Annotated in this window: 11 protein-coding genes and 1 pseudogene; 3 read left to right on the forward strand and 9 right to left on the reverse strand. The window is 38.5% G+C overall.

The window, feature by feature from the left end; translation table 11 throughout:
- Window positions 1-212: 212 nt before the first annotated feature.
- Window positions 213-1,577 (forward strand): IS1634 family transposase, encoded by a 1,365-nt coding sequence (locus D0T60_RS15300; protein WP_370524683.1) that lies wholly within the window; start codon window positions 213-215, stop codon window positions 1,575-1,577.
- A 382-nt stretch (window positions 1,578-1,959) separates the two neighbouring features.
- Here the strand turns inward: D0T60_RS15300 and D0T60_RS15305 are convergent, their stop codons facing one another.
- From D0T60_RS15305 to D0T60_RS15340, 8 genes and pseudogenes are all read right to left on the reverse strand, one after another.
- The gene (locus D0T60_RS15305) at window positions 1,960-2,874 is read right to left on the reverse strand and encodes an AAA family ATPase (RefSeq protein WP_163219005.1); all 915 of its coding nucleotides are present in this window, start codon (window positions 2,872-2,874) and stop codon (window positions 1,960-1,962) included.
- Between the two features lie 4 nt (window positions 2,875-2,878).
- Window positions 2,879-4,063: a hypothetical protein gene (locus D0T60_RS15310; RefSeq protein ID WP_163219006.1), complete on the reverse strand. Its 1,185-nt coding sequence runs from the start codon at window positions 4,061-4,063 to the stop codon at window positions 2,879-2,881.
- A gap of 13 nt (window positions 4,064-4,076) precedes the next feature.
- Window positions 4,077-5,381 (reverse strand): bifunctional 2-polyprenyl-6-hydroxyphenol methylase/3-demethylubiquinol 3-O-methyltransferase UbiG, encoded by a 1,305-nt coding sequence (locus D0T60_RS15315; protein WP_163219007.1) that lies wholly within the window; start codon window positions 5,379-5,381, stop codon window positions 4,077-4,079.
- Between the two features lie 206 nt (window positions 5,382-5,587).
- A complete protein-coding gene (locus D0T60_RS15320; RefSeq protein ID WP_163219008.1) occupies window positions 5,588-6,139 on the reverse strand; it encodes a GNAT family N-acetyltransferase in 552 nt (183 codons plus the stop codon).
- Between the two features lie 82 nt (window positions 6,140-6,221).
- Window positions 6,222-6,548: pseudogene (locus D0T60_RS15325) on the reverse strand (cell filamentation protein Fic); the annotation flags it as partial.
- 267 nt (window positions 6,549-6,815) lie between these two features.
- Window positions 6,816-6,983, reverse strand: a complete 168-nt coding sequence (locus D0T60_RS15330; RefSeq protein ID WP_163219010.1) for a hypothetical protein — start codon at window positions 6,981-6,983, stop codon at window positions 6,816-6,818.
- 318 nt (window positions 6,984-7,301) lie between these two features.
- The gene (locus D0T60_RS15335) at window positions 7,302-7,463 is read right to left on the reverse strand and encodes a hypothetical protein (protein WP_163219011.1); all 162 of its coding nucleotides are present in this window, start codon (window positions 7,461-7,463) and stop codon (window positions 7,302-7,304) included.
- 3 nt (window positions 7,464-7,466) lie between these two features.
- On the reverse strand, window positions 7,467-9,605 hold the full coding sequence (locus D0T60_RS15340) for a DUF262 domain-containing protein (protein ID WP_163219012.1): 2,139 nt from the start codon (window positions 9,603-9,605) through the stop codon (window positions 7,467-7,469).
- Between the two features lie 587 nt (window positions 9,606-10,192).
- On the opposite strand from D0T60_RS15340, the gene D0T60_RS15345 reads away from it, so the two are divergent.
- The gene (locus D0T60_RS15345; protein ID WP_163219013.1) at window positions 10,193-10,570 is read left to right on the forward strand and encodes a transposase; all 378 of its coding nucleotides are present in this window, start codon (window positions 10,193-10,195) and stop codon (window positions 10,568-10,570) included.
- 8 nt (window positions 10,571-10,578) lie between these two features.
- On the forward strand, window positions 10,579-11,556 hold the full coding sequence (locus D0T60_RS15350; protein ID WP_163219078.1) for an IS3 family transposase: 978 nt from the start codon (window positions 10,579-10,581) through the stop codon (window positions 11,554-11,556).
- Window positions 11,557-11,988: 432 nt separating this feature from the next.
- Here D0T60_RS15350 and D0T60_RS15355 read toward each other — a convergent pair whose 3' ends face one another.
- Entirely contained in the window at window positions 11,989-12,408 is a 420-nt protein-coding gene (locus tag D0T60_RS15355) for a hypothetical protein (RefSeq protein ID WP_163219014.1), read from the reverse strand.
- Window positions 12,409-12,609 lie beyond the last annotated feature (201 nt).

Raw genomic sequence — 12,609 nt, forward strand, 5'->3', positions numbered from 1 at the left:
AAACGGGTTGCGATTATCCATCAATGCCAGTGTGCCGTCGAGATCGCAAATGATTGCTTTCGGCAAGGACTTATCCTGTTCCAGCAATGAGATTTTTTCCTGACTTCGACACTTTTCCCCGATCTATTTTATATCTCTTTGATTATTAGCGGCTTGCAATTTTATTGTTTTGTTTTTGGGTGTCCCAGTGGCTAAATTTCTATCTTTGGGACATGTTTGTTCGTAAAAAGAGGAACCCTAGTGGAGTTGTCAGCATTCAGATCATTGACAATAGCCACGGCAAGTATCGTGTAGTAAAAACTATCGGTAGCAGTTCAGATGCTAATCGGATAGATGAGCTGTATGCAGAAGGCAAACAATGGTTGAGCGACCATTTGGGCAATCGTGATATATTCGTAGAAGCAGCAAAAGCAGAGGACGAGAAACTAATGATTGAAGAGTTACTTTCCAACATCGACAGCATATTGTTGAACGGCATCCAACTAATTCTCCATAAAGTTTTCGACCTCATTGGTTTTAATCAAATCCAAGATGAAGTGTTAAGGCATCTGGTTACCGCCCGCCTTTCCCAACCTATGAGTAAAGCAGCCACAGTGGATTATCTAAAATCCCATTTTGACCAAGATCTACAACTCCACAAGATATATCGTTATTTGGATAAGTTGGGCAACAATCAGCAAGACCTCATTCAACAAATCAGCGTAGAACATACCCGTAAGATTCTGGGTGGTAATATTGGTTTAGTGTTTTATGATGTGACTACTCTTTACTTTGAATCGGACTATGCTGATGGTTTTCGTGAAACAGGTTTTTCTAAGGACGGCAAACATAGCCAATCCCAGATTGTGCTTGGTTTATTAGTCAGTCGTGGGGGATACCCACTTTCATATTCTCTATTCAACGGTTCCCAATATGAAGGTAGAACCATGATACCCATCATAGAAGATTTTATTTACAAGTTCAATTTAGAGGATTTTGTTGTTGTTGCCGATTCCGGTTTGATGAATAAATCCAATCTAGAGCTTTTAGAGCAGGGCGGTTATAACTATATTATTGGTGCCAGAATAAAGAATGAAACTGATGAAGTTAAGCAATGGATCTTTTCATTGGAGAAAGTTGACGGTGTGTTTTATGAGCATTTTAAAGGGGAGAGGAGATTAATCGTTTGTTATTCACAGAAACGGGCAAAAAAAGACTGTTACAACAGACAGAAGGGAATCAGGCGTTTACAAAAGGCATATAAGAGTGGCAATATAACAAAAGAGAATATCAATAAACGAGGATATAACAAGTTCTTAGACATTTCCGATGATGTGAAAGTAACTATCAATTCGGAAAAGATACACATGGATGAAAAGTGGGATGGCTTAAAGGGGTATATCACTAACACCAATCTTGCTCCGAAAGACGTTTATGCACAATATAATGAGCTTTGGGTTGTAGAACGTGCTTTTCGTGTCACAAAGGGCACACTTGAGGTCAGACCAATGTTTCATTTCAATCCTGTGAGGATAGAAGCACATGTCTGTATTTGCTTTGTGGCGTATAAAGTATATATAAGGAACTGGAACGAATAATACGCCTAAAACAAATCAACCTTAGTGTAGACAAAGTATTGAGCATTGCTAGAACCATAACAACCATAAAAATTAATCTACCTACAAGTGGAAAGGTGATGAGTAAGACTATGATTTTGACCGAACAGCAGAGAAGCATCGCTCGCTTTTTCGATGAAAAATTTTGGGAAAGTATTTAGGGTGTCCCAGTGTCAAAGTCAGGAGGAAATGGACATGATGCCGAAGTAGGTAACTCCTTCCGGCATTGGGAACACAATGTTCGTTTTGATAAATAGATTAGAGCCTATAATAATTATTCTGTGGAAAATTTAAACGGGCTCTTAGTATTTCAGGCTAACAACAGTTGATTTAGGTTAAAAGAGAGCGGCGGTATTCGTCGCTCTCAAAACTCCCCATACCCCACCTGAAAACAACTCAACCCCAACTCCTTACGCCACATATCAACCACCTGATTACGATCATCGAGAATAAAATCAATATAATACTTCCCATTTATTTCCGCATCAAAGATTTCTCTTTTGATGATCGAATCTTTTCTATAATCCTTCGACGGACGCATCCATAGCTGATGATAAGTAATGGCATGTTTTTCAAGGAAACGAACTGTAGGCTCGCGGAAGCGATCTTCCCGACCCGACACTAAAAGTATCCGGTATCCCTGGCCGGCGAATGTTTTCAACACATTTGCTACGGGTTCATTCAATTCATCTTCATCGGCGTGTGTGGCGTCAAACGGGTTGCGATTATCCATCAATGCCAGTGTGCCGTCGAGATCGCAAATGATTGCTTTCGGCAAGGACTTATCCTGTTCCAGCAATGAGATTTTTTCTTTTGTCTTCGGACGGATGGAGAAGTCGAATGTCTTTTTCAACTCTTTCAAATCGCTTAAGAAATGGCGCTGTACATTAATCGGGATACGTTTCCCAGTTTCCTGTTGTCGTTTCTCGCACCTTTCTGCAATAACTTTGGCATCCACCTCAAAAATCTTAAAAGAGATATCGGCCAGGTGATTAAACTTGTTGATATAATGCTCCAGATAATCAGCACGACAGTGTGTAGCGTCTATTATCACATTACTTTTCTTTTTTAGTAATGCATGGATAGAGGCATCAATCATATCGGTTATCAAACATTCTTCGTGTACGGAAAGATTGGAATAGGTAAAATGCATTGTACGGAAATCATCCCGGCTAAGGCGCATCCAATTCTCTTCAGTACGGATAAAGTATTTTGCGAAAGTAGATTTACCCGATCCCGGGGCACCTACCAATATTAATAGTTGTGGATTCTTTTTCATTTTCTTATAACCTCTTGTCTAAAGTAGATTCTACATTCTCGCCCATGATGCGGTCCAGTACCAGATTCTTAAAGAAATAGTTCTCTTTATCTATGTCTTGATACTTCACCTTAAGCAACTCCCAGTTCAGCATCCAGTCGTTGATGGAACATTCAAGTTTCCGGCCGATACTCCTTTTTTGCAGGTAACTGTTGTAATGATTCTGATAATCAACACCGTAAATCATAGTGAGATACTGATTGTTCCTGATCTTGAATGCAGGAGGCAAACCTTTGATAAAAGCCTGACGGGGTTTTACCAATATCCCTTCTTCCAGATTCTTTTCCAAAGTAGCAAACCAGGCATATATCTTATCTATGGAGTCGGCTAATTCTTCATCGTTTCTGATAAAAAGGTGCATAAACTCATCGCTGTTTACTTCTGCATAACTTAGGTTGTCGTTAATAAACTCCTCCGTGCCATCATCAAATATCTTTTTGAGGATGTTAAACGGTTTGAAGTAAATATCGCCCTGACGACCAAAATGGTTTATCTGTTCTTCGTAAATATCCAAACTCTTTTTATAGGCCTCCAGATCAAGTAGATTGAACTGAGTCAACGAATCGTATTGACGAAGGATGTGGTGCGGATACTTTGCCCGTAATTCCTTATGTGGAAGATTTTCTTTGTCGGCCATATACTCTTTGTAAGCAGCAGATTCCCGTACCTTGGTCATTTTATCATATAAGTCCGATTGCAACAGATAATCCGAATGGTTGCGGTGAACATTGAGGTAAGCAACAAATTCGTTCTCGATCAACCCTTTTCCCAGTACGCTCCACGGCATCATTTCCGATTGGATGATTGCAATGCTTAGGTTTGTCCAGTCCATTCTGGCATGCAACTCCCGGCATGCTTCCTTTGCAGCTTTCATGTCGATAAAATCTATCATATACCCATTGCGGCTTACAAAATATGTTTCTTCCAGGTTTTTGTGCAGGTAGATATCGCAGTACGAACCCATATATTTCTTCTGAACCACTATCTCTGTTACCTCGTTTTTATAAAAGAAGCGAACTGCTTTATCTATACTTTCAATTTCATTGCGTTCCAATGATTTTGGCGCAGGAGATATGGTAGGCGAAAAAGCATTTACCTTGTTCGCACAAAAATGGTCTATTCTATTTTTTAATTTCTTCAGGTCTTCCATCTTTTCTAAAATTTCAATTTCCAACTTTACTAATAATACATCCTTGTGTGGGTTGAATACCATTCAAGCTATCGCCCAGTTGAAAATATTCTATATTCAAAGACATGTTTGCCGTACATGTTTCTATCAACTCCTTGAACTCCTGGCGGGTAGGTTCAAAGTGATGATCCTCGTGCCGCATATCACTATCCATTGTATAGTGTTGGTTGAATTCTGCATTCGGGGTGGTAATTATCAGTTTGTTGAATTTGTACGACAATGCTTTACCGATCAACTTCGGTACTTCGGTCAATGGGTTGTGTTCAATCACTTCGGTCATAATGATATTTACCTTCTCGGGAGACACAAACTCATCTACCGAACGATAAAAGTGTAAATTGTCTTCATCGTACCTGCGACCAACTGCTTCTGCCAGTTTAACGAACCGGGCATCCTGATCTACTGCATGGTAAGGTGCGGTAAAACCTTTCTGCATCATCTTTTTATAATACATAAATTCTCCACAACCAATATCGAGAACAGGTATATCGGGCTCCAATTGCTTGGTAATAAATTCCAGTCGCTGGCGGGTAGTTCCCATAAGAACCAGGTTGGCTTCCAAACCATTCTTTGCCAGATAGTTTTCGAATACAGGTTTCAGTTCTTCAAATTGTTGTGGCGATTTTACTGCACGCATAATGAAGAGGTAAAATACAAAGTAGGGCACATTATCAATGTTGGTCAGGATGCGTCCGTACTTTTGTGCCAGATGTTCGTCTATATAAGTATAAATGCTGTATTCGTTTGTTGCATGGGTAAACAGGGCTACGAGTGCCAGCAGGTTGAAAGCTTCGAATATGCTCTTGGCTGTAATTGTTAGTTTAAAGATACGGTTGCTCTGCTGCTCTACCAATATTCCTTCGAAGTATTTGGATAGTAGAAACTTCCCTCTCCGGTACCACGAAGAGTCAATGTAAAACGATGGAACTTCTATTGTACAACTTTCCGTATCGGCTTCGCCCTGTGTTATATGTAGCCAAGCTATTTCTCTTGTTTCGTACTCTTCTTTGCTTTTCAGCAGATGATTAAACAATTCGTTGCAGATGTGCAAGATAGTCAGTGGCGAGCAGTAGCTTTGATAATCCATTTGGTTGGCATCTTCGGGCATATAGCTGTAGCGGGTATCCTGAAATACCACTTCGTAGCAGTGCTTGCTCACGGCATTGCCAACTACCTGCCCGTTTTTCATGGACTTAAAATAGAGTCCAAAGTCGGTATCCGGATTCTTATAGAGAATATCCAGAAGGTGTTTGTTGTCGCTTTTGATTTTCAGTATCATAATTGATATGCTTTAATTGTTGCACAAAGTTAAGAAGGCAGGTGCGCAATTTTTGTGCGTAGTTTTATTTTTTTTCTGAATTGTTTTTCCCTACCTTATTGGCGAAGATGGTATGGGACGTGGCAATACACAAGAACCTGATGCAATTGCAGCAATGGCTTTTTGTATCATTGTTTTATTGATATTGTTAGGTGGCTGGTTTTTGTTTAGCATGATTTTGGCATGGAAAGTAAGGTGGCCGGTGTGTTAAAAACCGCATAGCACTCATTATCAAGTACTTCGCCATCGTAACGTTTCTCTGCCAAGCTAAGCCGACCTTCGTAGCGGAATCCGCATTTCTTCAATACATTCTTCGATCCTTCGTTATATGGATAGCAGTATGCAGAAATCAAATCAAGGTTTAATTCCTCAAATCCAAAACGCAGCAAGGCGGTAACAGCCTCGGTCATATAGCCTTTTCCCCAGTAATCTTCCCCGATTGCATAACCAATCATTCTTGATTTTTCGTTTTGTCTTTTGGGGTCGGCAACCAAACCAATGGAGCCAAACAATTTGCCTGTTTCTTTCAGCACTATACCAAATACAAACTCTTGATTGAGGAATACTATTTTCATTACCTCACGTGTTTCTTCAATGTTTTTATGAGGTTCCCATCCTGCATTTATGCCTACATTTTTATTTTTGGAGTAGCTGTAAATGTCGTCTGCGTCGTTTTCTGTAATCGGACGAAGCAGTAAACGTTCTGTTTCGATGTTCATTTATTCTTGTTTTTTATTGCAAAAGCAAAGGTGTTTAATGTGTTATGATAAACGTTCATTTCAAATAGTCGGCATTATTATTCGCTCGACTGGTATTGACATGGTATCTGACAGAAATAATTGCATCAAGATTATAGTGTTTTGTCTTGTAGGTCTTACCATCTGATGCAGTTACCGAGAATTCCTCGGTAACTGAATTCTCATCTAATTCGTTCTCTTTGAATATGTTTTTAAGATGTAGTGATATGTTGTCTGTTGAACAGTCAAACAAAGTTCCCATCAACTTTTGACTAAGCCAAATCGTTTCATCCTGAACTCGTACTTCAATACCATTTTCCTTCGCCTGATTGGTGAAAATGAGAAATTCAGCTGTACTATTGCGGATTTGTAATTTGTTTTTCTTTGTCATATTTTAATCTTCTTTCTGATAATAAACCTTATAGGATTTCCCTTTTTTATCTTCGCCTTGCTCTATAAGTTCTCGGTTGCCATGAATATAAATATGAAAATTCTTATCCGGTTTTATAATATTTCAACCTATAACAGAGAAAAAGTTTTCTACTACCTTTTCTCCACGAGTATAACTTTCAATCTATTAAGCTCCATTTGTCAAATTATTGATGTGTTTTGCAAATGTATTGATTTGTTTCCAATCAACCAATAGGATGCTACTATTTTAGTTTTCATCGGTTTGACTTAACTGATTGAGGAATAAACCTTTCACAGAGTTTTTGAATTTCAGAAGTAATGATTTAGTAACCGTGCGTATTTCAGCGTTTTGCGGTGTAATACTATCAAATAACTCGGCTGTAAAGGTAGATGATTTCTTTGGGACTTCAAGCATATATTTTTCCTTTTTTATCTGGTAAACACCCTCTTATGAAAAGAACAAATAAGACAAGGCTTTTATCGAAAATACTCTTTCGAGGTACGAGAAAGGAAGATTTTTGATAAAATTCATTTTGACCTTGACGTTTTGTCCTTGAAATATACCTTTGTGTTCAGATAATAAAGGATATTCCAACTATTTTTTATCTCATCTACGTCCATAGGCAACGGTCTAACTCATAATCAATATATTCTAAACCTGCTATGCCCAAGTAATATTGATGTATTTTACCTTTAATCAAGCCTTTAGAGAAAGTGATTTTAAGCAGGGAACTTACATTATAGTAGATATTTGAAGAATTGCCCTTGCGGATATCCACATAAAAACCTTCTGGCTATTCTCTTTTACAAATTGCCACCAAGCGGGATTATCCCCTTTACGTTTTTTAAATAATTCATCATCAGTGTTTAATGAAGTAAAATCACTATTTTTCATGATCTATTCATCTGATTGATTATCCTCTTCTTCATCTGGAAACGTAAAATCAAGAAACAGCAATTCTGCTTTTGCATATTCGTTTTCAAATTTTAATTCCCAACGTTTCTCCATAAACTCTAATAGTTTATTTCCTCTATGCAAGATAGATTCAGGATTCCATTCATCATAACCGGCAACCTCAATCTCTGAATGAGAACCATCAGAATACCCTTGTCTTATTTTCTCATTCCTGTCATTGTATTTTGCCTTTTTCTTTTCTTCAAAACAATCATTTTGCAGGCTTGAGTTAATGCTCTGAGATAGAGGTAGCAAATTGCCTAATGTGCCTTGGAAATATGGGCGTTGAGATTTCTTATAGCCCTTAAAGCTCTCTTTCCAGCATTTATGCGTAGGCGTTTGTGGGTAAATATGTTCGATTGATACTTTGTCTTTTTCGCTTTTTACAAAAAGTTTCCAATCAATCTTTAGGCTACCTCTTTGTCTAACTTTATCCATCTCATATTCGTAAAGAAAATAACGAAGTCCGTTCCAATAATAGAATCCACCCCCACTTTTGAACTTTTTATCTAAGAATTTCTGAAAATAACCATAGTCAAAATATGTATTTCCGTCATCTTTAGAGATATAAAAGAATACTTCTTCTGTCAGATTATTAATTCTTTCTACTACTTCATTTACTGTAAAGTGATTTACTCTTAATAATCGAGCTGTTCTATAGAACTCACTATTTCTGAAATTAGCCATTGAGCGACTCATTCTGAATGCTATGAATATAAACCTCTCAATAGTTTTAAAAAGCTTTATTCTTTCATTAGCATTTATATTCTTATTGAGGAAAGAGGCTGTGACCAAAGGGCGGAAATACATTATCCCTATCCTATTTAATCTGTCAATCCATAAGCATTCTTTGGAGGTCAGATCGGGATTATTGATAGGATTATGAGTATTATACCAATGAACGGCAGCAGATTTTAGACTATTCACATAATCCTCTATTTCTTTAGGAGAAAGTTTAGAGCGTAAAACCGTAATTTCTTCTTCTCCATTTACATTAACCTCCTCTTGATCTTGATCTTCGTCCTCTTTAATCTCTTCAAAATCTTGTAACGAGGTGATCTCTATCTCTGTTTTTGTGTATATATTTTGCGGAGTGAATTTTTGTTCTAATAAGAATCTTATATAATCATCACCTTTTTCTCTTGTATATTGAAAATACATGATCCAATGAGCGACTAAGAAGTCATCGTCATTTAGCGGATTTCGTTTATTTCTTCCCAATTGGTAATATACTTCTTTCCAAGCGTCATTAATTTTCTCTCTTAAAGAGTTTCTTTCATCTTTTTTCAGTTCACTTTCTTCGTATAGAGTTGTCAAATAAATCAGCCTGTTTTTCAGAAGCTCCAAATTTGATAATTTCTTACCTCTGTTGTTCATTGTTTCAAAAGCCACAAACACATCAAAATCATCACTAATTTCATAGACATTAAACATCAAATTTTGTGTGGCTTTCTTAAATAATACCTCTATTTCAGGCAAGCCATATTGATCGTAATATTTCTGAAGACTCTCTATGAAAAAGCGTTTTGCGTTTTCAAGGTTGAGTGTATAGAATGTTTCTTGAATCGTACCACTATTTGATTCGAGGAAAATTTTATGTCGAAGATATTTGAAACTCGGATTATCTACTTCATAACCAAACTTATAGGTTCTAATAATAAACTGGGGTGGACGTTCTATGACAAGATATTCTTCTTTAATGGCTTTTAGGCTAAATGAACCAAGATAAATCTCATCATCTGTTTTGCCTATATTCTCTGGGGTAGATTTTAATAGCTCTAAAACAGCCTGAATGAAAATCACGAATGTTGTAAGACGTTGTTGACCATCTACAATATGAAATGGCTTAAAGCCTCTTTCTTCTATAAGCCAACGTTCATCATTCCAGTTATTCCATGTGCTTCTATCTGCTTTTTTTAAAGAAAGAAGCCCTGTGTAATGAAATCTGTTAGAAGGAAGATTAACTAAATCTTCCCAAAAGTCTTTTAGTTGTCTGGTTGTCCAAGCATAGCCACGCTGATAGTCTGGTATTTTAAATATTCTGTCCTTGAATATTCCTTTTAGTGATTCTAACTCATTCATATAATTATCTTGTTTTCATTGTTCTGCCAAAATTAGTAAATATCAGGAAAATAGACATCATTATCTCTTAAAAACCTTTATCCGTATTTCGTTCTGGCTTCGTCGGAGGCTTATATTCCTTGCCTTCTCTTTGGCGTGGGCAGAGCGGGTTTTATATGTGGTCTTACAGTCTGTCGAAGTTTGCCGAACTGTTCTTTAAACCAATCTATGATATTCTGCCCGTTGATAGATAATTTCAGCCTGTCGGTGTCGACCTCATAACTTAATGATTTTTCTGGTTACAAAATTAGTTATTTGACGGCATGAGAAACTACGCAAGCCACTGAATAAAAATCGATTAGAAAATTATCTACATCGTCATTTAAGTAATGATATAGTAGCGAAACTCCTACTGTGGTTCGCTTAAATATGCTTTTCAGCCTATTGCAATACAAAGCGTAACGAACACAGATTCAGTTAATTCGTTACACTCTGCTTAAAAATGCTTTCTGTTTAGGAGTTTATTTTAGTTTTCAACATAATTACAAAGGGCTGTCTTATACTGATATAGGTAGACACATTTAGTAACCAATAAATGTGCAACTATTATGCGTAAAAAAGCAAAAGTTTACAGTGATGAAGATCGTTTATCTCTTCTTCAACTCTATTATGAATCAGGTCTTAGTAAGAACGCTTTTTGTAAGCAACACGGTGTTTATGACATATCTTTGCTTAATAGCTGGATTCGAAGATACTCTGTTCGCGAAAAAACACTAAATTTGCCTTCTGACCAAGAATTCTCAGAAATGCCAAATCGCAGTAAGGATGACTACAAAGATGAGAATGCGCAACTCAAGAAGCGCATAAAGGACTTGGAAAAAGCCCTTTCTTACTCTAAGCTTGAAACAGAAGCGCGTGATCTTATGATTACCCGTGCTGAGGAGTACTTTAATATTCCCATTAGAAAAAAATCTGGGGCCAAGTAGTAACGGAACTGGTCAGTCAGCGCAATCTTAAGGTTGCGTTGGCTTGCCGTCTGTTTGGCCATTGCCGTCAAGCCTTCTACCAGTCAAAGGCTGACATTGAATCAGAGATGAGAAGGAATCGCGTGATCTTGGATGCGGTTCATGAGATTCGTAACGAGGATCCCGGTATCGGTGGGTACAAGCTTTGGATAATGCTCACTATGCTATTCGGCGAGAAATTTATGCCTGGCCGCGATAGCTTCTACATGCTGCTTCGCCGCCATCATTTGATGCTTCCCGTTCGTAAGGCGCGATGTACGACAAACTCCAATCACCGCTATCGTAAGTGGAAGAATCTGATAAAGGGATTTGTCCCAACCGCCGCTGGTCAGCTGTGGGTCAGTGATATTACATATATATCACTTCATGGTGGGAATATATGTTATCTTCACCTGATCACTGATGCATACTCTCATAAGATAGTAGGATGGGTACTTGCCGATACTCTTCGCGCTGCCATCACTGTGGAAGCACTACTACAAGCAATAAAGCAAGCAACATCCATCAGGGGAAACGAAGATTTATCCGGACTGATACATCATTCCGACCGTGGCGTACAATATTGCTGTGACCAGTATGTAGGAGTGCTTCAAAAGTACAAAATCGGGGTCAGCATGACGGAAGATTATAAACCTACGGACAATGCTATTGCTGAGCGTATCAATGGAATAATCAAGGTGGAAACAGTCTATCGAAGAGAACGATTCAACGATATAGAGCATGCTCGCAATGTTATCGGACGCTACATACACTTCTACAATTATCGAAGACCACACATGAGCATAGGGTACAAGATACCAGCTGTGGTACATCTGGAGAACGGAATACAGAAAAAAATGTGGAAAAAGAAAAAATATCTTCCCAAATGTGATAATAAAGAAGAAGATACTATACCTTTGCAAGACCGAACAACAAGTCAGGGCGAAGGTGTATGCCGGCAAACCTGAATAAAGATTTTATGCCCCTTCGAGGGGCACAAAATCTTACCGAACAAGCAAGCCGGGCTCGGAAAATCCGGCAAGGTTTGGGAGCAGATGTCAAGGAAAACAGCACAACTTTCTCAGTTGTGTCTACTACGTCAGTACGACTTTCACAAAAGTGTCTACTGATATAGATAATAAAACAGAAAACCGTCTACTGAAATCAGGAAAAGACAGGCACATACAGCTAAGTCAGTCAACACACCCGGCTAAGTCGCCCAACTCATACGGCTAAATCGGCTGTCGCATACGGCTGAATCGACCGTTTCGACCGTATAAGTTGGCCGGATTTTACATGTAAAATCTGACCACATTGTGCATCGTACAAAAAAATCCCCCACAAACACCTTAATATATAAGACATTTGCGGGGGAGTAAACTCCGGTGGCGGTATAAAACCTACCCGTTTTTCTTTGCTGCTTTGCGGGCTTTTACGGATAGTACCTGCTCGTAAGTATGGTCGGCTACGGAGGTGCGAATCATGCGACCGGGACGAAAACGAAGTTTCACGTCGCGAATACATCCTGAGGTAAATTCTTCTTTTGTAGCCGCTCCGCGACTTGAGATGTGATACTGAAACCTACCAAAATCGCCCAGGCTAACGCTGTCTCCATCGGCCAGATGCTCGCCCGTTTTCTGAAACAGAGAGAAAATGGTACTCAACACATCGCCCTCAGTCTGACTACTCGAATACGCGATTTCACGCGCAAGGCGGTAAATGTCAACATCTTCGCGCACTTGGCTACGGGCATAAAACCTCTTATCATCTTGTGGGCGCAACGGGTTTCCTAACTCTGCAATACTGTACTTTAAACTCATAATAATGTTTGTTTTAGGTGAATAAATAAAGATTATATATACAAAGGTAAGGCAAGGGGGTGACGTAACATGTCGTTGCCTTGAAACAAAACAAAAATAATTTATTCACACATTGAGTTAGCACATTCGAGTCGATCAAAGTGCCCGAGAAGGGGCTGTGGGGTGGGTTACAGAACGGGCTGAATAATAATTTACTTTTTG

This window comes from Bacteroides sp. 224 (assembly GCF_010500995.1).
GTDB lineage: Bacteria > Bacteroidota > Bacteroidia > Bacteroidales > Bacteroidaceae > Bacteroides.